Annotated in this window: 26 protein-coding genes, 1 tRNA gene and 1 other RNA gene; 6 read left to right on the plus strand and 22 right to left on the minus strand. The window is 41.5% G+C overall.

Going from position 1 to position 21,907, the window contains the following annotated elements:
• Positions 1-128: 128 nt before the first annotated feature.
• The 10 genes from ACLJJ6_RS06970 to ACLJJ6_RS07015 all read right to left on the minus strand — a co-directional run bounded on the left by ACLJJ6_RS06970 (position 129) and on the right by ACLJJ6_RS07015 (position 8,852).
• The gene (locus tag ACLJJ6_RS06970) at positions 129-809 is read right to left on the minus strand and encodes a phosphatase PAP2 family protein (protein WP_412988526.1); all 681 of its coding nucleotides are present in this window, start codon (positions 807-809) and stop codon (positions 129-131) included.
• Between the two features lie 13 nt (positions 810-822).
• A complete protein-coding gene (locus tag ACLJJ6_RS06975) occupies positions 823-1,488 on the minus strand; it encodes an HD domain-containing protein (protein ID WP_412988528.1) in 666 nt (221 codons plus the stop codon).
• Between the two features lie 4 nt (positions 1,489-1,492).
• Positions 1,493-3,040 carry a ribonuclease Y gene (gene rny, locus ACLJJ6_RS06980; protein WP_412988530.1) on the minus strand — a complete coding sequence of 516 codons (1,548 nt, stop codon included), beginning with the start codon at positions 3,038-3,040 and terminating at the stop codon, positions 1,493-1,495.
• A 460-nt stretch (positions 3,041-3,500) separates the two neighbouring features.
• Positions 3,501-4,487, minus strand: a complete 987-nt coding sequence (locus ACLJJ6_RS06985) for a Gfo/Idh/MocA family protein (protein WP_412988532.1) — start codon at positions 4,485-4,487, stop codon at positions 3,501-3,503.
• Between the two features lie 18 nt (positions 4,488-4,505).
• The gene (locus ACLJJ6_RS06990; protein WP_412988534.1) at positions 4,506-4,952 is read right to left on the minus strand and encodes a hypothetical protein; all 447 of its coding nucleotides are present in this window, start codon (positions 4,950-4,952) and stop codon (positions 4,506-4,508) included.
• 271 nt (positions 4,953-5,223) lie between these two features.
• On the minus strand, positions 5,224-5,823 hold the full coding sequence (locus tag ACLJJ6_RS06995; RefSeq protein ID WP_412988536.1) for an N-acetyltransferase family protein: 600 nt from the start codon (positions 5,821-5,823) through the stop codon (positions 5,224-5,226).
• 84 nt (positions 5,824-5,907) lie between these two features.
• Positions 5,908-6,471: an NUDIX hydrolase gene (locus ACLJJ6_RS07000; RefSeq protein WP_412988538.1), complete on the minus strand. Its 564-nt coding sequence runs from the start codon at positions 6,469-6,471 to the stop codon at positions 5,908-5,910.
• A complete protein-coding gene (locus ACLJJ6_RS07005) occupies positions 6,458-7,342 on the minus strand; it encodes an RluA family pseudouridine synthase (RefSeq protein ID WP_412988540.1) in 885 nt (294 codons plus the stop codon). The genes ACLJJ6_RS07000 and ACLJJ6_RS07005 overlap by 14 nt, the downstream gene beginning before the upstream one ends.
• The gene (locus ACLJJ6_RS07010; RefSeq protein ID WP_412988542.1) at positions 7,339-7,992 is read right to left on the minus strand and encodes a TMEM175 family protein; all 654 of its coding nucleotides are present in this window, start codon (positions 7,990-7,992) and stop codon (positions 7,339-7,341) included. Before ACLJJ6_RS07010 ends, ACLJJ6_RS07005 begins: the two co-directional genes overlap by 4 nt.
• Positions 7,993-8,291: 299 nt before the next feature.
• Positions 8,292-8,852, minus strand: coding sequence for a hypothetical protein (locus ACLJJ6_RS07015; protein WP_412988544.1), 561 nt, complete (start codon positions 8,850-8,852; stop codon positions 8,292-8,294).
• A 204-nt stretch (positions 8,853-9,056) separates the two neighbouring features.
• Between ACLJJ6_RS07015 and ACLJJ6_RS07020 the strand changes: the two genes are divergently transcribed.
• Positions 9,057-9,203, plus strand: a complete 147-nt coding sequence (locus ACLJJ6_RS07020; protein ID WP_412988546.1) for a hypothetical protein — start codon at positions 9,057-9,059, stop codon at positions 9,201-9,203.
• A 137-nt stretch (positions 9,204-9,340) separates the two neighbouring features.
• Here the strand turns inward: ACLJJ6_RS07020 and ACLJJ6_RS07025 are convergent, their stop codons facing one another.
• The 5 genes from ACLJJ6_RS07025 to ACLJJ6_RS07045 form a co-directional block, all read right to left on the minus strand.
• Positions 9,341-10,582 (minus strand): ISL3 family transposase, encoded by a 1,242-nt coding sequence (locus ACLJJ6_RS07025; protein WP_412988180.1) that lies wholly within the window; start codon positions 10,580-10,582, stop codon positions 9,341-9,343.
• 98 nt (positions 10,583-10,680) lie between these two features.
• Positions 10,681-11,097: an NUDIX domain-containing protein gene (locus ACLJJ6_RS07030; protein ID WP_412988547.1), complete on the minus strand. Its 417-nt coding sequence runs from the start codon at positions 11,095-11,097 to the stop codon at positions 10,681-10,683.
• Between the two features lie 81 nt (positions 11,098-11,178).
• Positions 11,179-11,643, minus strand: coding sequence for a CinA family protein (locus ACLJJ6_RS07035; RefSeq protein ID WP_412988548.1), 465 nt, complete (start codon positions 11,641-11,643; stop codon positions 11,179-11,181).
• A gap of 254 nt (positions 11,644-11,897) precedes the next feature.
• Positions 11,898-12,269: a transfer-messenger RNA gene (gene ssrA / locus ACLJJ6_RS07040) on the minus strand.
• A gap of 51 nt (positions 12,270-12,320) precedes the next feature.
• Positions 12,321-12,470, minus strand: a complete 150-nt coding sequence (locus tag ACLJJ6_RS07045; protein WP_412988550.1) for a hypothetical protein — start codon at positions 12,468-12,470, stop codon at positions 12,321-12,323.
• A 209-nt stretch (positions 12,471-12,679) separates the two neighbouring features.
• Between ACLJJ6_RS07045 and ACLJJ6_RS07050 the strand changes: the two genes are divergently transcribed.
• Together ACLJJ6_RS07050 and ACLJJ6_RS07055 are read left to right on the plus strand one after the other, a co-directional pair.
• Positions 12,680-12,841, plus strand: coding sequence for a hypothetical protein (locus tag ACLJJ6_RS07050; protein ID WP_412988552.1), 162 nt, complete (start codon positions 12,680-12,682; stop codon positions 12,839-12,841).
• 66 nt (positions 12,842-12,907) lie between these two features.
• The gene (locus ACLJJ6_RS07055) at positions 12,908-13,720 is read left to right on the plus strand and encodes a LicD family protein (protein ID WP_412988553.1); all 813 of its coding nucleotides are present in this window, start codon (positions 12,908-12,910) and stop codon (positions 13,718-13,720) included.
• Between the two features lie 165 nt (positions 13,721-13,885).
• On the opposite strand, the gene ACLJJ6_RS07060 is transcribed toward ACLJJ6_RS07055, so the two are convergent.
• The 5 genes from ACLJJ6_RS07060 to ACLJJ6_RS07080 all read right to left on the minus strand — a co-directional run bounded on the left by ACLJJ6_RS07060 (position 13,886) and on the right by ACLJJ6_RS07080 (position 18,822).
• A complete protein-coding gene (locus ACLJJ6_RS07060) occupies positions 13,886-15,562 on the minus strand; it encodes an oleate hydratase (RefSeq protein WP_412988555.1) in 1,677 nt (558 codons plus the stop codon).
• 22 nt (positions 15,563-15,584) lie between these two features.
• Positions 15,585-15,932, minus strand: a complete 348-nt coding sequence (locus ACLJJ6_RS07065; protein WP_412988557.1) for an ArsR/SmtB family transcription factor — start codon at positions 15,930-15,932, stop codon at positions 15,585-15,587.
• A gap of 243 nt (positions 15,933-16,175) precedes the next feature.
• Positions 16,176-17,102 carry a DUF368 domain-containing protein gene (locus tag ACLJJ6_RS07070; RefSeq protein WP_412990449.1) on the minus strand — a complete coding sequence of 309 codons (927 nt, stop codon included), beginning with the start codon at positions 17,100-17,102 and terminating at the stop codon, positions 16,176-16,178.
• Between the two features lie 26 nt (positions 17,103-17,128).
• The gene (locus tag ACLJJ6_RS07075; RefSeq protein ID WP_412988559.1) at positions 17,129-17,746 is read right to left on the minus strand and encodes a sugar O-acetyltransferase; all 618 of its coding nucleotides are present in this window, start codon (positions 17,744-17,746) and stop codon (positions 17,129-17,131) included.
• 122 nt (positions 17,747-17,868) lie between these two features.
• The gene (locus tag ACLJJ6_RS07080; protein WP_412988560.1) at positions 17,869-18,822 is read right to left on the minus strand and encodes a N(4)-(beta-N-acetylglucosaminyl)-L-asparaginase; all 954 of its coding nucleotides are present in this window, start codon (positions 18,820-18,822) and stop codon (positions 17,869-17,871) included.
• 213 nt (positions 18,823-19,035) lie between these two features.
• Here ACLJJ6_RS07080 and ACLJJ6_RS07085 point away from each other — a divergent pair, with 213 nt between their 5' ends.
• Genes ACLJJ6_RS07085 through ACLJJ6_RS07095 form a run of 3 tightly spaced genes read left to right on the plus strand, consistent with a single transcriptional unit; the run spans position 19,036 to position 20,873 of the window.
• Positions 19,036-19,413, plus strand: a complete 378-nt coding sequence (locus tag ACLJJ6_RS07085) for a GntR family transcriptional regulator (protein ID WP_412988561.1) — start codon at positions 19,036-19,038, stop codon at positions 19,411-19,413.
• Positions 19,406-20,119 carry an ATP-binding cassette domain-containing protein gene (locus tag ACLJJ6_RS07090; protein ID WP_412988562.1) on the plus strand — a complete coding sequence of 238 codons (714 nt, stop codon included), beginning with the start codon at positions 19,406-19,408 and terminating at the stop codon, positions 20,117-20,119. The genes ACLJJ6_RS07085 and ACLJJ6_RS07090 overlap by 8 nt, the downstream gene beginning before the upstream one ends.
• Positions 20,112-20,873, plus strand: coding sequence for a hypothetical protein (locus ACLJJ6_RS07095; RefSeq protein ID WP_412988564.1), 762 nt, complete (start codon positions 20,112-20,114; stop codon positions 20,871-20,873). Before ACLJJ6_RS07090 ends, ACLJJ6_RS07095 begins: the two co-directional genes overlap by 8 nt.
• A gap of 398 nt (positions 20,874-21,271) precedes the next feature.
• Here ACLJJ6_RS07095 and ACLJJ6_RS07100 read toward each other — a convergent pair.
• A tRNA-Asn gene (locus ACLJJ6_RS07100) sits at positions 21,272-21,343 on the minus strand.
• 86 nt (positions 21,344-21,429) lie between these two features.
• A complete protein-coding gene (locus tag ACLJJ6_RS07105) occupies positions 21,430-21,735 on the minus strand; it encodes a hypothetical protein (RefSeq protein ID WP_412988566.1) in 306 nt (101 codons plus the stop codon).
• Positions 21,736-21,907 lie beyond the last annotated feature (172 nt).

Here is a 21,907-nt window from a genome sequence, read left to right on the forward strand (position 1 = left end):
AAATTATCGTCATTCCTGCAAGTGTTCAATACAACCTGATTGCCATTTCGTTTTTTTGAATTCTCGGCTTTTTTGCAATAAAAAAAGCTTTGCCATATATCCACACAGCAAAGCTCAAGTATTTACGTTTAGTGTTGACTGTGACGACCTTTAGCTCTGGGCTCAACATAAGCCGCAACCAAGTCGTACAGCTTAGTGTACAACCAACGTGCAAAGGCTAACCAGGCAACCGCCAAAAAGAAGGCCCCAAAAACATCGGAAGGATAGTGGGCACCCAAGTAAACGCGGGAATACATCACCAAAACGACCCAGATAATTAAAACAATCTGTCCAATTTTCTGTAACCGACTGGACTGAATTTGGCTCACAAAGAACCACAATAAAAAGAACACAATCAGAACTGCACCAAATGTATGACCACTAGGAAAACTGTAACCAGACTCGGGAATAACTTGATTCCACTGCGGCCGGGTTCGCTGTACAAATTCCTTGCACAGATAGGCTAAGACGTCCCCGCCCCCCAGTGTTGCCAACACCCAAATGGCATCTACGCGTTGCTTTCTAAACCACAAAACTACTGCGATAATTACCGCGTAGCCAATGGCAAAGGACGGCTCTGCCACATGTGAAATAACCGTCATCAGCGTATTTTCAAAGCTGGACATTGATCCCTGCACAATGGCAATAATCCCTGTATCCATTTTTAACAATAAACCGAAGTTACTTTTAATTGCCAATAGCAAAAGTATAAAAATTAAGCCTGAAATTCCGGCATACTTAGCCGAAATCGAGTTTTGATTTTTTAACATAATCTACTCCACATTATTTATTTTGATTCCATTCTGCTTTAAATTCAGCTAAAAAGTCGGTTAAGATCTTTGTTCGCTGCCTCCCAATTTGTCGACCGACTTCGGTATTCATTAAATCAGCCAGTTTAAGTAGTTTTTCATAAAAATGATTAATCACAATTTCATCCTGTCGATACTGGTCATGCGTCATTTTGGTCCGTGGTGCCACCTTTGGATCATACATGATATGCCCATGAGCACCTCCATAATAAAAGGCCCGACCGATGCCAATTGCACCGATCGCATCGAGCCTGTCAGCATCCTGAACAATCTGCCCCTCAATACTCAATTGATAATGATGTTCCAGATTTTTGGAAAAGGACATGTGGGTAATAATCGCAAAAACAGCATCAATGCGTGCGGCTGAAACTCCTTGCTGCTGTAAAAAAGTTTTAACTTCTTGTTGGGCCGCAACTTGATCGTTCACAATTTTTTCATCGATCACATCATGCAGCGCGGCGCTCGCCACCACAACGAACAGATCAATTGTACTAAAAGATTCTCCTAAGCGTTGTGCCATTTTGATCACCCGCTGAATGTGGGCATAATCATGTCCTGTCTTATCGTCATTCAGTTTGGTAAAAACAAACTGGTCAATTGCCTTTAGCCTTGCCGTTTCTTGCTCATCTAATTCATTCATTTACTTACCCCGCATACTCTACAACCTGTAATTTACGGACAACGGTAACCTTCACCTGGCCCGGATAAGTAACCTCTTGTTCGATCTGGTCTTTGACGTTGGCTGCCAATTTTTCAATACTCTTATCAGAAGTTTGATTTGGTTTAACAATTACCCGTAATTCGCGACCAGCTTGAATGGCATAACTTTCTTGCACACCTTGATAGTGATTAGCAATGCCTTCTAAACTGGAAATCCGCTGTAAATAATCGGCTGCTGACTCACTGCGAGCACCCTGCCGCGAACCCGAAATAGCATCTGCCGCGGCAACTAAGTCAGAAATCACGTACTTAGACTCCACGTCCCCGTGATGAGAAGCAATGGCATTAATTACCACCGGATCTTCCTGATACTTGGTAGCCAGTTCCACACCTAATTCCACGTGTGTCGCTTCAACGTCCCGGTCTACTGATTTACCGATGTCATGCAACAGTCCTGCCCGTTTGGCCAAGTTAACGTCTTCGCCAAGTTCTGCTGCAAATACGCCCGCAAGGTTAGCAGCCTCTAAAGAATGTTCTAAAATGTTTTGACCATAACTCGTTCTAAAATGCATATGACCAATAAACTTAATGAGATCTGGATGTACATTTTTTAAATTCAGCTCATTCACGGCTTGTTCCCCAAAGCCACGTACCAACTCATCTACGGTCTTTTCGGTCTGATTCACAATCTGTTCCACAATATCTGGATTAATGCGATTGGTCTGCATAATTTGTGTAATAGCCCGTTTAGCAATTTCTCGACGCATCGGATCATAACCATCCAAAGTGATCACTTGGTGTTGATCATCAATATTAATATCAATCCCGGTCAACGCCTCTAGTGCTCTCACGTTTTGACCAGAATTCCCGATTACCTTGCCCAAAGCTTCACTGGTAGGGACGTCCATCGTCCGATTGGAAGGAAAAATGTGGGACCGGATTCCACTATGTTCAATGGCATGTGTGATCAGATTTTTGGCTTCTTTTTCACTACTGCTTTGGTACTCAGCCTCCGTATTATGGACCATCCGTTTGGCTTCTTCTTTCAAATCGCGCTTTGTTTCGTCAAGGACATAATCCTGGGCTTTCTCCTGACTCATCTCGGCAACGTCTTGTAATTTATCCTGACGCTGGGTGATCAGATCTGTAGCTGTCTGCCGAATCTCCTTTAAGTCCTGCCGCTTTTGTGAAACTCCGGCCTGTTTAACCTTGAAATTATCAAATCGACGGTTTAAAAGAGATTCCTTTTCACCGAGAACTTGCTCGCGCTGATCTAACCAAACTGACTTTCGTTCGTTATCTGCAACGTCCGTTTTGATTTCTTGATCAATTGACTCTTGGTAAGCACGCGTTTCTTGTTTTCCCTTGGTCAAGGCTTTCTTAGCAGTTATCTGACCATCCTGTTTTGCTTTATCGAGAATTTGCTCTGCCTGTTCGTGGGCCAATCGCAGCTGTCGTCTGTGTTCAGCTTTCCGAATTTCAAAGCCGGCTACGATAGCAATTATGAAGCCCAAAATACTCATTACAAACATCCGCAATCCTCCTCGTCTTCTTTTAGTTTTTTACCACATCTGTCTTATTATATCACATTGTTTTTGGGCGACTTTACTTTTATGGTGTCGCTTCTTTCTACCTTTTTATGTCCAAACAAAAAAGCACTCTTCAAGAACCTGCTCAACTTGAAAAGTGCCTGGAGGTAGATCTAAACGCCAATCTAAAAACTTAAAGTTTCAAGGTACATATTGTTTCAATTACGATTCCTTACTTTTCTTAGGACTCAATAAGAAAAGTAGTCAAAGCGTATTTGTACGCATCTAATTAAAAAATCTTTTGCAAAACTTTTTTCTTAAAAACGTGGCAACATGATAAGCATCGATCCATCCAAAAAATCGACCGATATTTACAGGTATTACTTGGCATTTAGATCGAATCCTACCCCAATCAAAGACTATCATTTTTAGTACCGGCACACAAGCGAAATGACGCGATCTTCTAAATATTTTTAAACTGCTGCGGATACCAGTTTCGATACAGCTGATCAATAATTTTCATAGTCGCTAAGGTGAGTTGTGGTGACATCACCGAACTCGCTTCTTGTTTGGCTGATATTTGTGTGGAAACGTGATTAAATTCATGCACAAACTCACTTTGCTGTGGAATTTGCACTTTCTGCGTTTTATTATTCACAGTAAGAAAATAGGTATCCGTCTTCCAGTAATTAGGCACCATGAGTTCACCGGTAGTGCCCCAAAAGGTCAGCTTACTTGGCACTGCCGTACTTTTGGTGGTCATAAACACATTTGCCAACACGCCATTGGCTAGTGTCAAGTTAACTTGGGCCTGATCGTCTGCCTGCTGTGCCACCCGACTAATCTGGCCTTGCACATCGATAATACTCGTTTTTAACACGAGTTGCAGATATTCCAACGCGTACGAGGCACTGCCATAAAAGGCCCCACCGCCAACTGTGACGTCATGAAACCAGGGAATTTGCTCAATCCCGGGGTGGCTTTCCTGAATACTGACCCCGCAAATATCCCCAATTGCCCGATTGGTCAGTAATTGTTTTTGAACTGCGCTGGTCACCGGTAAAAAAGCAGCTTTTTGCGCTTCCATTAAAAAGCAGTGCTGCTGTTTAGCAAGTTCAAAAAGGGTTTTGGCCTGCGCGTAGGTCAACGTAAATGGCTTTTCGAGCAGGACGTTTTTATGATGTTGTAAAGCCAGTCTGGCGCCATTGAAGTGACCCGCATTCCACAACGGAATATACACGACATCCACAGTGGGATCCTGGCACAACTGTTCGTAACTTCCATAAGCGCGCTGAATATGCAGGTGATCGGCCATTTTTTGAGCTTTCTGTTGACTTCTAGCGGCGATGGCAACCACTTCGCTATGAGGTGATTCACGCATTCCTGCCACCGCCCGCGGCACAATCTTTGCTGCTCCCATAATGCCGTATCGAATAATTGGGTTACGCATTGTTAAGTCCCCGGAAAATTACTTTTCCCCATCCTCATCATTACCTTCATCAATCATGCGCCACTCGCCTTCACCCGCTTTGGAGATGTCATTTACAAAGCCAGTAACCATTTGTGCACGATCCATATCCTTTTCTGCTAGGACATTCAAGCCTTTACCGGTCGTCATTGGCTGGCCGAGTTCGAACTGTTCCGTTTGCATTTTGCCCTCTGCAAACGCAACCACCCAGTCTTCTGTACCAATTTGGGTATAAAGGAAGAAGAGGGAGAAGTCATCGGCTAAATAAGCTGGTACTGCCCAGACACTTTCACCAACTTCTTGCATATCATTACCATTAAAATTATATTCACTCGCATTTTCTTTTGTGATGCCGTGGTTAAGGACCATCAACATTTGTTCAAATTTTGGATCACCTAACGTGAGTTCTACTTCTTGAAAGTCATCATTTTCATTACTCAAAATCATTACCTCATTAATTTTTTATTTATGATTCTCTTTGATTTTATAATAAAAGCCGGGTAAAAGATACTATCTTGATTATAAAAACTGGGCTAAAGCCAAGCGGTACGGGTGACATAAGCGCCTAAAGTAACTAATCTGTGACCATCTGTGGTTAAATTTGCCCGCAAATAAAAGCTAGCACCAGGATGACAACCAACAGTTACCCCCTCGCGGACCTTTAGTAACGACCACAAAAAAAGAACGCCTCGCCAATTGACGAATCGTTCTGTTAAGTTTAAGCATATACTGGATTTGTTGTGACAATCGGTTTTTGCATATGATCATACATATGGTCGCTGATTTTCTTTGTACCAACTTTTTTGAATCCGTGGCGCGCATACAAGCGTTTTGCGTCTGGATTAGCAAAGTCGACATTCAGCCCAATTGTCGTATCACCATCTTGCCGAACAAAATCTGGCAGGGCACGCAGTAACCGACCACCAATACCATGCCCTTGATAGCCAGGATCCACCGCGATTGAGTCTAAATACCACTCATCTTTAAAGGCCTCTAAGTCCGGATCTAAAACTTCACCATCAAAGACATTGGCCTTTAAACTAATCCGGTCAATAATCGCATCCAGGTCTTCTTCATACTGATCTGGATAACCAAAGGCAACCCCAACAACTTTTCCATTGTCAGTATCTTCCGCCACAATTGTGGTCGCCTTTTCGCCGGTATAAGCGTCGGTTTGGTAAGCCCGTTGTAAGACGCGCATCCACACAGGGTCAGGGACATCATCTAACTCATCTAGCTCCATTTCATCATAAATGATGTTAATCAACGGGGCTATCTGGCCAGCATCATCTTTATCAGCTTCACGTATAATTATCACAAAAATCCTCCTTTAATCTAACTACTAGATTACGGGAAGTCACGCAAAAAGTAAAGTTCTCTGCCTGTTTGCCTGATTAACGCACTAGATCGGGCGGTTCTTATAAAACATTTCATAGTAACCAACCGCAGCAACTGCCTGCGCCGCACGAACACGGTTATGTTGGATTAATTCTTTTAAATGCTCATAGCGAATGAGTTGGCTGTTAACATATTCATCGGCATCAAAGTGTCTTTGGGCAGTCGGGACAGCGTCAATACGGGCCAAAACTAAAATCACTTTCTCGGAAGAAAAGCCAGAAGATGGCGTTACCGTGGTCATAACTTCAATCTGGTGAGCCTGAAAGCCCGTTTCTTCTTGCAATTCTCTTTTAGCCGCCATCACCGGTGTTTCACCCTCATTGATCAAGCCAGCTGGTAATGATAAACTTTCGGCATTTACGCCAACCCGGTATTCTGTGTTAATTAACACGTGTTGGTCTGGTGTAAAAGCTAAGACAGTGACAGCATCTTGATGCAAGATGAGGTCCCGATCGACGGTTAAGCCATCTGGTGTCTTAATCTTTTGCTTGCTTAATTTAAAAATTGGACCGGTATAAATAATCTTCTGAGCCAAAATTTCACCAGCGACGCCTTCATTTTTGAACATTAATTAGCCTCCTCATATCTTCTGGTAACGGTGCCTCAAAAAAATGTGGCTGGTTAGTCAGCGGATCCATAAATTTCAGTGTCTGGGCATGTAAAGCTTGGCGGGTCAATCCTAAGTCTAACGGTCCGCCATATAACGCATCGCCCACCAACGGATGACCGATACTTTTAAAGTGCACCCGGATTTGATGCGTCCGCCCAGTTAAAAGCTGAACCTGTACAACTGCAAATTGTGGGAATTGTTTTTGCACAACATACTTTGTCTGCGCTTGTTGACCTGTCGTCTGAATTTCGCGATGAATGCCATCAGCAGCTAATCCCAGCGGCTTGTCTATCAAACCAGCAGCAGAAACCAACTGGCCAGCGACCACAGCTAAATACCGTTTTTCAATGGTGTGAGTCTCGATTTGTGGCGCAAGCAGGCTGTTTGCCACCTTATTTTTAGCAATCAGCATGACGCCACTCGTATCGCGATCCAAGCGGGTAATCACATGTGGAACAAGGTCTTGACTTCCTTGGCGTTTTAAATGGCCTTTTATTCGGTTAACCATAGTATCTGTCCGGTTACTAGGCCCTGGTACCGAAGTAACTCCTGCAGGTTTATTGATTACCAGCCAGTTTTCATCCTCAAATAAAACCACTAACGGCTGATCACTGAAAGGCACATGAGGATCTGACTTTTCTTTTGGCAACCTGATCGTCAGTTGTTCACCGGGTTGAATTGCATCAGTCGGCCAAACTCTTTTGGTATTTATTAGCAATTGCCCTGTTTTTTTTATGGTACTAACGAGCCGATGACTAAAACCATTCGCCTGTAAAAAAGCTTTGACCTTCATGGTTTCCGTTCCTGAATTGGTTAATTTTACAATCATTTGTTTCTCCTGTCCGGACCCTCACCGAAAATAAACACATGGCGGATCGAATAGCTTAAACGTAAATACGCAATAAAATGATAAATAATTCCGGCTAAAAGTAGCATAGCACCTACCCAAATTGAGATGAAAGTCATTAAAATGGCCACCCCATAGATAGAAACGCTGCGCACCGGGTCATATTTAATGGCGGCGTAAAAGCGCTTCTGATTGGCTTTCATCGTTGTTAATTCCGGATGCTTGCGTACGTATGTGTACAGCCAGGCAAACGTAAACGAAATAAATAAAGCCACAAAATCATAATAGATGAAGGCTACCTGCATATCAGCACTGTTTTTGGAAATTAAAGTATTGGCAACCAAAGCTGTCGGAAAATCGATGAGCGTTACCGAAAACAGCATGACTAAATTAATGACATTTACACTTGCATTCGTTTTCTTGAGTGTTTGAAAAAAGTCATGGTGAAAAAGCCAAATGGTGCCGATGTATAAAAAGGAAATGATATACGCAAACATGGTTGGCCACTGTTTAAACAAAGCCAGTAACAAGTGGCCTGCCTGGTAGTCTGGGACTTTAAAGTCAAGCACTAGAATTGTGATCAAGATGGCGTAAACCCCGTCACTAAAAGCTTGCATGCGATCAATCTTCACGTTTTTCTCCCCTTTGGTACATTAATGGTTAAATTATAGCCTCTTTTTTCTTCTGACGCGAGCAGAAGTCACCCAGCCTCCGTGCCACCACAAAGACAAGCAAGTGGAAAAATTTCTTTTCCGCTAAGGCCTTCAATCTTAAATCATTTTTACGTGCTGAAGGTGCCATAAATCATTTATGCTCATAGATTTGCGACCGCAAAGCGTATCGGCAGCTTTAACTTTATTTTCAGTGCAAACAAAAAGTTCTGAAATAAAATAATCGGAATCATTTCATATCAGAACCAATCTTAGCTTGTTTATTCATACAAATTATTTTCAGAATTTTTGAAAGCTTTAAACTCAAACAGTTGTGGATAGTCTGCTCCCCACGCAGAACTTTGATTACCCGCCTTGCATTGACATCTTGATAAGATGCTAAATAGTTCGTCATTACTCAGTTGCTGTGCGATTCGTGCTACACCAACCGTTTGCCGATCCCAGTTTGAAACCTGCAATGCTTTTGAGTCATCTCTGATTTCTGTTAAAAAACTGAGATTACTGACTAAATTAGCCTGGCCATTTTGTTGTCGCTCCTTAAACCATCTTAAAACCTGCATGCCTTCATTTGAGAGAGCAACTTGTTGGTAGCCTAATTGGGCAGTCGCAGTTAAAAAGGCCTCATTTGAGATTTGCATTAAAGCCCTTGCCGCTTTAACTTCTTGGTTTCCATATTCTTGGGCTGCCTCTTTTTCTGAATCCAGTGCGTTCATAATGTGATTCAAGTGCCCAATTAAGCTAAAAAGTTGAACCGGCTCAGTTTCCGGCGTTCTTGTCCGATTTTTAATCCAATTAAAGAAATGGTGACGACTGATCAGCATACATGACTCCTTTCCAGTGGTGTAAACGAAACAACTTGTCCCTCATCTTACTGGGAAAAGATTGCAGTCTGATTACTGAGACGTAAAACTGTCGTTAATAAATGCTTACGTGCTTGTATTACTTTATAAATTTCTAAAATACATTTGCAATTTAGGGGCATTTAAGATTACAATGGTAATAACTTATTTTTTAGGAGGAACATCATGAGATCACCTTATAACTCATTTGCAAAGCGTCGTCCCGTTGCTGGTAAATGTGAACGTCGTCGCCGTCAAGCACGTATTGTTGCTATCCAGCGTTTCGCTAAGGGTAAGACGGAAGAAATCGTTGAAACTCCAAAAGTTAAATAATTGGCTGACTAGCTAGCGAATATCCGTTTGAGTTATTTTTAAATAATTCAAACGGATATTTTAATGGGTCTCTGTCAAATTGTATTGGTGGAGATTTTTGAAAAGCATGTTCACTTCGGTGAATGTGCTTTTTTTGTTTACGCATAAATTAAACTGATACGAATGAAAAAGTTATGAATATTTTGAAAACCAAAACAGCTACGCTTTAACACCTTAATTTTACGATTTAGTCCTTCAATAGGACCGTTGGAATACGGATAACGACAACTATTGAGAACAGCAGGACCATTCTTTATTAAAGTTGAGATAGTAATATCCATTTGGTTGCCAGCCGCCTTGTAGTTGGCAATCAAGGTTTTAAATCCAACCGCATCTTTTTGTTGAATGGCTGTTAGAATTCCTTGATAGGTTTGATACACAGTTTTAAATTCTGGAAATTCATCTAAGGCTAGGTCAATGGCGTTCTGTTGGGTCATGTATTCGTTGATACCGTGTAAATAGATAAGTTTAGTATCATTGACCTTTTCTTCTGCCAAATGGAACAAACGCCATTGAGATTTTAGAATGCGATAAACTCGGGAATGCTTATCTTGAAAAGTATGGATCACACGTGTACGTTCGTTATCCAGTGCCCGACCGGCAAGTTGAATAATGTGGAAACGGTCAATGATGGTTATTGCCTTAGGAAATAACCGATGAATAAAGCCAGCATACTCAGCATTCATATCAACGGTGATTGTTTGAACTTTCATACGTTCTTGAACTGAATAGCGAGCTTCAAAGTAATCAATGATATCCTTACTAAGGCGATCCTTAAGAATCACAATGCGGCGATGACTAACGGCATCGCAACAGTTAAAGGACATTAGATGATTACAGGAACGGAATTCATCAAAACAAAGATTTTGGGGGAGTGTTTTAACACGATAAGCTAAGTGAATATTCGCATTTAAAATGCGTTGAACACTACTTGGTGAAATCCCACAAATCTTAGCGATTTCTTTACTGGTCAGCATATCCCGAGCCAGAACAATTACTTGATGTTTCACATTATGCGTAAAAGTTTCATTACGTTTAACGAGGTTAGTTTGAGCACCACAGGTTTTTAAACACCGTTTACATTGATATCTTTGTCGTTTTAGCTGCATCTCATAACGTCCACCTGATAAGGTTCCCAATCTTAGATGGCCAATGTGAGTTCCATTTTTGATTAGAGATTTATGGCCACAATGAGGACATTTTAAAAGTTGATAGGAAAGGATAGCGTGAACGACATGAACGTGTTGCCCATTGGGATAATGTTCCTTAGTAATCTCAGTTACAGTTAAATTAGGGTCTGTTATTTCGAATAGGCTTAGGATAGAATTAGTTAGGGACATTTGTTTTTCCTCTTTTCGATTTTATTAGGCGATTAAATCGTAACACAAAGAGGGCAAATGTCCTTTTTTTTTTCAAAATAAAAACTGGTATCAGTTATTCACCAATACCAGAAAGTGTAGACCCCATTTTTTTCGTTTAAAGCCGTTAACGGCACACGTCCCGCGCCGATCGCATCCTGCCCGACAAACTGCGTGACATGGTCGGCTAGCTGACCATTATAAGTATGGATGTGATAGAAGACACAAATGTGCTGATTATAGTGCCATTTCTCATAATCCCACGGATACTTAAAGCTGGTCACACCCAGTTGTGTCAAGGTCGTAATTTCCAGACCAGTTTCCTCCTTAAACTCACGCAAAATGGCTTTGTCCAGTGATTCGCCGTCTTCCAAGCTCCCACCAGGCAAGTCATACCGATTGCGATAGGGGCCACCATTTTTCTTAATCACGATAAGCCCCTTTGGATCGCCCAAAATGCCGTAAACACCAAAAGCACGATGATATTTTTTGCTCATCCACACACCTCCGCAAAACAATTCACAAACGACGCCATTTACGCTGCGTCCTTAGTTGACACCACCAAACCGACCTGTCACTTACTGTGTCAAATGCTGTTCCAATAAGTTAAGTCCCGCCTGACAAGTTTGAGCCATAATTTGTTTTGGATCACCGGAAAAATGATACGTTTTTGCCAGTTGGACTTTTGGCCCGACCAAACCAATACAAACCGTTCCCACCTCGGCCCCGTCAAGCTTATCCGGACCAGCAGCCCCCGTGAACGCCAACGCAAAGTCAGTATCGGCCAACCGACGTGCGTGCTGTGCCATTTGTTCGGCAATTTCCGGGCTAACAACCCCGTACTTCGCAATTTCAGTTTTGGGAATGCCGAGTAATTTTGTTTTGGCTTCAGTTGCATAAGTAATAAAGCCGCCTGGATAGACCTGACTGGCCTGTGGCGTTGCGGCCAACTGACTTTGAAATGTCCCGCTGGTTAAACTTTCAGCGCTCGTTAAAGTCAGATGATGTTCAGCCAGATGCTGTGCTAAGATTGAAAAATCCATTTGCCTACCTCCCTTTTGACGATGCCATTTTCTCTTAATTTAGCGTAGCAAATTCCCCAAAAAGGAGAAAGTAAAATGTTCAGGAGAATGAAAAAATTTTAAAAACCATCTTTCTCCCCCTAAACCTATGTACTCCTATATGCTATACCGGCTCATTCTTTATAAATTTTCATTCTTTTTATAAAAAAATAGCCCTCAGAACAAACCGTATAAAACCGGCATTCTGAAGACTATTGACAAGTATAACATATATATAATGGAGTCGGCGGGGATCGAACCCGCGTCCAAGCATATTGCCACCCAGATATCTACGCTCATAGCCATACTATTTGAAATTCACTAACCAAAACACCGTATGTCAGGGTTCTCTTGATTAGCTAATCTGATTAGTCTCTTCAAGCTCCTTCAGATGGGAGCAGCTTGCGTAAGTCCACTAAATTTAAGACCTGTATCTAACACATGGACGATGCTAGGCAGATCTACACTAAGCTGTGATTAAGCAGCTAAAGCGTAAGAATTGTTATTATTTTTTGCAGTTATAATTTAAACTGAACGTTTTTACGTAGACGTAACCTACGAAACGCAATCCGGGCTCAACCTATACCTGTCGAATCCATAACGACCCCATAACAACAAACTTAATATATCACAGCCAGGTGCAAAAGCAACTGTTTAGCTTACTTCTGCGACTGTGATCCGGAATTAGTTGCTGGAATCAGAGCAATTTGTCCACGAGAAACCATTGTGACCAATAGTTTATTAACAAGGTCGGCATTCTGCACATTCTTTAATAAATATTCGAGTAACGCATTCTTGGTTTTTCTCATTGTAAAATCCTCCATGATTCTTCACATTTAAAACCTAATCTTAGGTACCAATGATAAGGGTTAGCCCCCTAATTGTCAACTGAAATACTACCGTTTAGCGCAATATATTTAGAAAATTTTAAATCTTTTTGTGATCGGTTTCATTTACCCGGTGGAAATTAGAATCATTTTAAATTAGAATAGGAAGTAACCGAGGAGGCGCAATCCCTATGACTGGTCATTCAAAATTTACAGCAATTCTATTTTTTCTATTTTATTTACTTTTGACGTACTTCGTTTTCGTCCATCAAAATATGATTGCCATGTTCATGATGGCAATTGGCATGCTGCTAGAGGCCACCCTGAACCTTTGGCACCAATTTAGATCATGAAACTGCTGGTAGTCTATCCGCTGACAGTGTACACTTAAAGTATAAACACGGGAGGGTTGTTCATCTATGTCGCAAATTAGCGAGTTGCATCGCATTGAATTGAATATTCTAAAAAAAGTCATCGAAATCTGTGAAGCGCATCACATCAAATATTTTTTGATTGGCGGGTCACTGTTAGGCGCAATTCGTCACAACGGTTTTATTCCTTGGGACGATGATGTTGATATTGGGATGCGGCGGGCTGATTACGATCGGTTTGCTTCCATTGCCCCCGGTCTGCTTCAACACGACCACTACTTTATGCAAACTGCCGATACAGATCCTAATTTTGCTTTCAGTTACATGAAGTTGCTGGATACGCAAACCTATATTGAAGAACGTAACAACGTGAACGATGCCAGGAAAGGTGTGTTTGTCGATATTTTTCCATTTGACAAAGTACCACGCCAACCAGAAATTCGTCGCGCCGTCTACAGTCGTTTCCGCTATTTTGACACGCGAATTTTGTTGCGCTCTGGATACAACATTATCAAAACCCCTTTCCGTAAAGATCCTGAAGAAAATGATTTGAATCATTACATGACGGTGGCCAAACTAAAGGAAAAACGCGAAAATGTGATGCGCCTTTATAATCACGAGCCATTTCATCACTATAAAAATTACGCTTCTCAGTACGCTTATGATAAAGAAGTGATGAACCAAGCCGAAATCTCTGAGCTGATTTCTCATCCTTTTGAAGATATTCACGTCAAAATTCCCGAGGCATACGATCGAATTCTGACCCGCATGTACGATAACTACATGGAATTGCCGCCGGAAAAAGATCAAAAAGAAAAACACGTCGATTTACTGATGGTCAATGGCAAACAAATTGAGTAATGGTTGGGCTTAGTTTGACAAGCAGGTTACTGCCACAACGCACGGGGTTTGAAAAAAGCATCCACCTACTTTGAAGGTCCGCCGTCAAAACTAACTAAAAACGGAGCTGGAAACACGTCTTTGTGTTGCCAACTCCGTTTATTTATTTTCTCACGAACTCGCGACCTATCTAAACATTGTCTTTGTGGCTTTTGCCAAAACTTTAGGTTGTTTCTCATAGTGATGCAATGGCGTAAGTTCACTTTCGGGAATTCCCATAAAGTGATAAACCGCGATTTGTGCACAACGGAAGGAATACTGTTCTGTAAAGACCATGTCAAACGGCATTTCCGCAAATTGACTGATAAACGCTAAGTTTTTCGAGTTCTTCGGCACAACCGCGGGCCGATCGCCAACAGCACGCCGGTTGAACAAAGCGCTGGCATATGGCATGTAGACCGGAATCACATTCACAATACTGTCCATGATTTCTTCTGTATGATCAGCAATGTTATCGCGAGCCGGATCAACTGCCGCCAAGTGACCTAGTAATTCTTCTAGCATTTCCTTACCGGTCATTTCAATAAACGTTTTGTCTACATAATCCCCTTTGCGGCGTGGGTACATGACATACCCCCAAAAGACCGTTTCGTTTTCCTTTTGAGCGTGGAAATGCGGCTGATGATGTACCACAATTGATAGCAGGTTATTGCTATCAACCCAGGTGTTAAGCGCATTTCCTGGCTCTTGTTGCGTAATCCGCGAAATTTCGTTCAACAAGAAGTGATTATTGGTCGTCACTGTGAAGCTCATCCATTCACTTTGTTTACGATCCGCAAAGAACTTGTCTGGATTACCTAAGTTGTAGAAATGTTCAGTCGCTTGTTTCCATAACGCTGCACTAGGCGCATACTCCATATTTTCTTTAATTGGCGTGTTGAAGTCCCCAATGGAAGAACTATCCGTAATGGCGCCGTTCGTATCAAAGACAAAGTCGTTTTCGCCAACTTCGATTCGCCCTTCTTGGTTGTCATGATCGACTTCTTCGTACTTCAAGCCCGTCACAATGATGTCGTCGCGCAACGGCGTGTCTTTAAATTCGAACGCAGTAATTTTACGATTATCAACAAAATTTACCCCGTGGTCGGCCAGGTATTTACGCATTGGCAAGATGATACTTTCGTACTGATTGTATGGTGTACGGGTAACGCCTGCCAAAGTGTTAATCCGACTAAATTCCAAGATCATGCGGTTCATGTAGCGCCGTAACTCCATGGCCGAACTTTCTTTTTTAAAAGCAAAAGTTGTTTGCCACATGTACCAAAAGTTTGTCTTAAAAATATGCGGACTTTTTGCGAACCACTGTTCAATGCTGACATCATTCAGTTGTGACTCCTTGGATTCAGGTAACAGCATTAACTTGGTTAACCAAAAACGATCTTGATTATCAAACTGCATATGGTTGTAATCTTTTTGGTCGCCTTTGTTACGAATACCATCAATGCGGTCCATCAAACGAGCCACATCATGCGTTGGATGAGCATGGTCAAAGTTTAAAATATCGTCTGTTACGGATTGTCCCGGATTGTCTAAAGAAGGTACTGAACGTAAAACGTCCCACAAGTTTTCATACGTTTCTTCATTCAACATCCGGCCACCTTTTGCCAGATAACCCTTATTGTTACTTAAAGTAGGATTACTATACTCTAGTTCATAGTCAGAAACTTTTGCGCCGTCATTAGCTCCGTGTTTTTCTAGGCCGAACATGGTAATTTGATCACCACTCCAACCGCCATCACGAATTAAATAAATGCCAGCGGCTAAGTTACCAACACCGGTTCCGATCATGTATGCTTTTGCCATATTATCTGCTCCTCGTTTCTGTTTAATTATTAACCTGCGCATTGGATTCACGAATTAATTTTATAATTCGCTCCAAACGCTCCAAAGTATCGTCTAACGTCAAAAAATACTTATTCTCCAACCCATTGCGAATGGAGTCCACCATGTGAACCGCACGCAAAATTTTTAAGTGATGCGATACCGCTGGTTGGGAAATGTCCAGCTGAGTGGTCAAATCCCCCACGGTCATGCCTTGTTTTAGCCGCGCGCCTAGCAAAATAATAATTTGTTGACGATGCTTGTCTGCCAGTGCGTTTAAAATATCCAGATCATTAATAAATTCATCTAAAGCAGCCTTCTGCTTTGATTCCATTGCTGTTTCCTCATCCATAGGCTCACCTCTATTCATACATTTAAATATTTAAATCTATGAATAGCCTAACACGATTCACAAGTTTTAGCAAACGCTTTCACCACGAAAATTCCAATGAGAAATTGGTAACTTTAATAGCCGAAATCGCGGAAAAAGCTGTCTACTCTATAAATGACGGAAGCCGAACGATTCAAAGAACAAATCATTCGGCTTCCGTGGTCACGCTCGCAGTTAAAACACCTTTTTCACACTTCCCAATTTTTAGGAATGCGTCGGCTCTTGTTGATCTAAAAATATTGTGGCAAGTGTCCCGATAATGATAAATAACACAAAACTCAGACCCATCCCTAACCACGAACTGCCTTCCTGAATGCCAAGCTGCGCACCCTTTAAGGCTAGTTCAGCTAAAATCCAAATACCGGCTAAGATAATTCCCAGTACCGCAGAATAAACACGCTGCGAATAATGCCGTAAAAGATAATTCAAAATCTTTGCCGCGATAATCACACCTAGAAAGGCGCCAATAATAAACGGTACTAAAATCAAGACAGAGGCTAAAGCAGATTGTGCTGCTCCAAATTTGCCGATCACAATAAACATGGCCGCATCTACCAATTTGGCAACCGCGTTATAAATTGTCCCGTATTGATTTACCATCATCAGCATGACGGCACCCGAAATTCCGGGAATCATCATCATCGCAATGGCAAAGAAACCGGCAAACCCGATTGTGGCCCAATCTCCCAGGCTGCTCGGTTGCGTTAACGCCACAAACTCGCTGCTTTCTTGGCTACCTTGATGACTGACAACCATGATAAAGGCAAAGCCTAACGCAATTAACAGTACGTCTCCGAAGTCGAAGTGGTGGCGATGCATTTTTTTGAACACAAATGGCAAGACTCCCACGACCAGGCCAATAAAGAAGCCATAACTCATCACCGGAAATCGTTCGCATAACCAAAGGACCAGTTTTGTCGAAGCTAAGACGCCAATCACCGCGCCAATCATAATGGGAATCAAAAACTTAAGATGCTTCAAAGGAGCTTGTCGAAAATTAGAGATGGCAGCCACCATTTTTTCATACAGCCCCACGACGACAGCGAACATACTCCCTGATAATCCAGGAATTACCAGTGCAATACCAATAAAAAATCCTTTTACAGTGTTAATAACAGCCTTCGTTTTTATTTGCTTTACCTCTTTTCTATCTTCGTTTACTTAGTGTCTTCATCAATCAAATAGGCTTGCTTTTGTGCTTCCCATTTTTGCTTATCTTCATCGTTAATTTCGCGTAAAATCCGGCACGGATTGCCGACCGCGATAACATTATCCGGAATATCATGAGTGACAATCGAACCAGAGCCGATTACCACGTTATTTCCAATATTCACGCCCGGATTAACCACCACGTTACCGCCAATCCAAACATTGTTACCAATCGTAATCGGATATCCATACTCATAACCTTCATTGCGAACGGTTGGATCTATCGGGTGTCCAGCGGTGTAAAGCCCCACCCGCGGGCCGAACATCACGTTGTCGCCAATGGTAATCTGACCGACGTCAATAAAAATACAGTCGTAATTTGCATAAAAATTTTGGCCGATCGTTGTGTTAATGCCGTAATCGGTATGAAACGGCGGTTCAACATGGGCATGATCGCCCACCTTGCCAAAAATTTTACTAATAAGTGCTCGCCGATAGGCTTCTTGTTCCTCAGTTGTCTGATTAAACAACCGGGTTAAAACGCGGCCGTGTTTAAAATCGCGACGCAACTCCGGATCATTTGCAACATACAATTGGCTATTCAACATTCGTTCCTTATTGGTCATCTTATGTCCTCCGACTATTTAATTTGATTATAGCGAACTTTAAAATGCTTGTCAGTTGAAAACCCATTAGAAAAGAAAATGAGTTGCCATCTCGAAATGACAACTCTATTTTTGTAAATATCTTATTTAATTGGGGATTTAAGCTTCCTTTCGTAGTCAGCTAACCATTCTTTGGTAACCGGCTTAATCGAAGTAGTCCGCTTCGGCCCAGGAAGTGCCATAAAAATACTAGGTTGTTGTTTTTCAGTACCCACGCTAAACGTAAATTCAACGTTTGTAGCCACTCCCCATTCACCCTTACAATTCATGGCGATTAAGGAAATTTCACCAACTTTACCGTAGCGCCTCTTCAATTTTTCCGCAAATTGATAAACAGTTTGGTCACATGCTTGTTGTGGCGTTTTCCCTTCGCCCATTAATCTTACAATTTCGAAGGAAAGGCAGCCTTTCATAATGTCTTCTCCCAGTCCTGTTGCTGTTGCACCGCCAATCTCACTATCAACATAAAATCCTGATCCTGATAATGGGGAATCTCCAATTCGTCCCGGCTTTTTCATAAATAAACCGGAAGTTGATGTAGCTGCTGTCATTGAGCCATTCACATCCAAAGTCACAGCGCCAACCGTATCGTGCCCATCATAAGGATTCAGGTCTTTCTTTTGGACTTCTGTAAGCCGATTTTGCCATATCCGTTTGGCTTCTGGAGTAAGCATATTACCCATTTCAAAGCCGGATTCTTTAGCGAATTGTGTTGCTCCGTCACCCACACGAAAACTATTAAAATGCTCATGACTAAGTTTGCGAGCAACAGAAACTGCATGCTTCACATTCTGAATTCCCGCTACTGCACCAATTGCCAAATGATCCCCATCCATAAAGGCTGCATCCATCTCTACATTTCCCTGTTCATTTGGAAGTCCGCCATAGCCAACCGAACGATAATAAGGATAATCCTCAACAGTATTGACAAGTTGCTCTACTGCGTCTCCGGTTTTACCATTTCTTTTCAGCAACTCATACGCTTTCCCAACGCCTTCATAGGCCATACGCCATGTTCCAATCACACCATAAGTCATTCACTCATCCTCTTTTTCAGAATTATGTCGATATTAATTATCTTTTTTACTAGCTTATTATCCCACATTTTAATAAGGAAATTTTCGGATATGCAAATTTTTCAATCACCCTTTTAAAAATATTTACAGTGTTTTAATTTTAAAAGCTTGCTTCTTTTGCAGAATAGGGTTATAGTGTACTAGTAAGCTAAAACACTAGTTAGGAGGAACACAATGCAATTCGATGACAAGATTCCCATTTACTATCAAATCAAGCAGTACCTTTATCGAGAAATCATCATTAAGAATCTGCGTCCAGGTGAAAAGATTCCCGCCGTTCGGCAACTTGCCGTTACCTTGACGGTAAATGCCAACACCATTCAAAGAGCACTGGCGGAATTGATCGATGAAAAGGTCTTAGTCTCTAAACGCGGACGTGGTAATTTTGTGACGACCGACACGCAAATTCTTGTGGCTTTAAAAAAGACCGTTGTCGAAGATCAAATCAAAGGTCTTTACGAGCATTTAACGGCTTTAAAAATTACGCCCGATGAAATGCTGCTGTATTTGAAATCGTACATTCAATCAAGAAAGGAAGCGCAACATGACTAAGATATTATCCTTGACCAATCTTTCGTACAAACGCAACTTGGCTACTATTCTAAAAGACCTAAATGGTTCCGCTGATACCGGTTCTATCGTCGGTTTACTGGGAGCCAATGGTGCAGGTAAAACAACTTTGATGCGCCTTATTAGCGGCGCAGCGAAACACTATCGTGGTGAAATTAAAGTTGCCGACCATACGAAACCCCTGCAACGCAAACAACTTGTTAGCTTTAGCCACCAATTAGACGGCGTCGACAAGCATGAACGAATGGCAAAAGTAGTGGCTTTTTATGACAAACTCTATCCTGATTTTTCCGAGAGTGCGTTTCAACGTCTCGCCGAATTTCTTGATCTAGACCTTCATCAACGTCTTAGTAGCCTTTCAAAAGGAAACTTGATGAAGTTCGTCATTGCAATTACACTTGCGCGCCAGGTTAAATTATACTTACTCGACGAACCGTTTGACGGAATTGATAGCATGTCGCGCAAGAAGATTATTGCTAGCATCTTACAGTGGAAACCAACAGATGCCACTATCTTAATCAGTGATCATCACGTTGAAGATATTGAAAACATTCTCGATGCCGTGTTAATCGTCAAGGATAAACGCATTATTGTCTCTGAAAAAGCGGATAAAATTCGCGAAACTTATGGACAAAGTATCGAGGCATACTACGAAGCTATCTATACAGGGGGAAATGAAAATGACTAGTTCGTTCAAATTATTGCAAACATTATTTCGGCAAAGGAGCACCAGCGTTCATAAAATCTTTGGCTTACAGATCGTCGCGCTAATCGTAACGGTTGTCATTCTCTTCTTTAAGCAACATTTCGAAGCCGATTATCCCGCGGGATTTGCTAGCGGTTATGGTGTCGTTGCAGCATTTGTGCTTTTCTTTTCTTTGCTGGTCAAAAATGAGGATGTTTGGAAAAATAGTGTCTACCGCCTTTTACCCATTTCGAATACGAAATTGTATATTGCAAACTTTTTTTCGTCCTTACTAAGCTTTATTTATTTTCTCGTTTTAGAACTTATTTTATTTAGTATTTGCACCTTAACGGACCTAGAAGACTTCAGTTGGCACATCCCTAGTCATGCACTAGGCTATGTTTCCAGCGGCTTAGCCTTATTCTTGACAATTTTATTGGCAAGTTGGACTTTTATTAGCATGGTGCACTTATTAGGCGATGTGATCAGCAAATTTCTGCCTGACACTTCGCAGAAATTGGTTCGCCTCGTCCTCTATATCCTGGTTTTTGTTCTGGTTTCAAACATTCTGAGTACGATTGGGGCAAAAGTTGGTGATCTGTTCACACCTCTTTTCCAGTTGCAAATAAACGGAACTTCTGAAATGGATCAAATAATTACGCCCCTGTTCTTTTCAAGTGGGATTTTACTCTTATGGAGTTTTCTGTACTCGGTGGTTAACATTTATCTGTTGAGCCACTGGACTGAAGTTAGATAACGATAATCAACTATGACTGTGTACCTTGCATTTCGATGATTTTTCTTTATAAAACACTAAAACCAGATTCAGTTAACTAAAAACTGAGTCTGGTTTTTTATTGGATTAATTATGTCCCAAGTTGTCTTGGCTTATTCCTCAATTCAAGGTCCCAATTAACCAAACTAAAGCTTACAAACAGGAATAGATTCATTATCTCAAAGTACGAGGCAAATGATCCACTGCTTTTTAACTCTAGTATTGGGTGCTTATATAATCTGTTGCCACATTAGTTTGTCAAAACGACTTGTCATTTAAAAAACTCGAATGTTAAATGCCTGATCATAATGTCATGTCTTTTTTCAAAAAAAGTCGCTACCCAATCTCAAATTGGATAGCGACTTTCATATAATTGCTTACTGCTCCGGCTGGGTTCGAACCAGCGACCTCTTGATTAACAGTCAATTATTCTACCACTGAACTACGGAGCAATTAGTATGTTTATATTTATATCATGGAAAACACAGACTTGTCAACCAAATTCTAATAATTTGCACGCTTTTGGTTCAAAAATCACTTAAGAAATATGATTTTCCTTTAGAATGGCATTAAAATCGACCATGATCTTATCGTCTTTTTCCCACTCTTCCCAGTGATCCATATCTTCATCTGGCACTTCATAGCGGGCATTGATATAGTTCTCATAATTAATAACGTGCGCGGAATGCGGAATATTCAGTTGCAGAATGCGGACTTCCTTAATAAATCCGCGTTCTGCTGCCAGCTCAGCCCGTCCATTCATCACCATATTGGCAATCTCAGTATATTTCGTCCCATCATTTCGCGTAATCTCTTCAATAAGCGTAAAAGTTTGCTGCTTCATTATCCCGCCTCCAGCTATCTAGTATAGCGGACAATCGCGCTAAGAAGCAAGTTTTCTTTTTGAAGCGCAAAAAAAATGCGTTCCAAACTTTTCCTGTTCGGAACACATCTTTTGGCATAAGAGAGAAAGAGAATTGATTAAAGGTAGAGGAGATGCACTACTACCTTTCATC

The organism is Pediococcus siamensis, from assembly GCF_047220215.1.
In the GTDB taxonomy this organism is placed as follows: Bacteria; Bacillota; Bacilli; order Lactobacillales; family Lactobacillaceae; genus Pediococcus; species Pediococcus siamensis.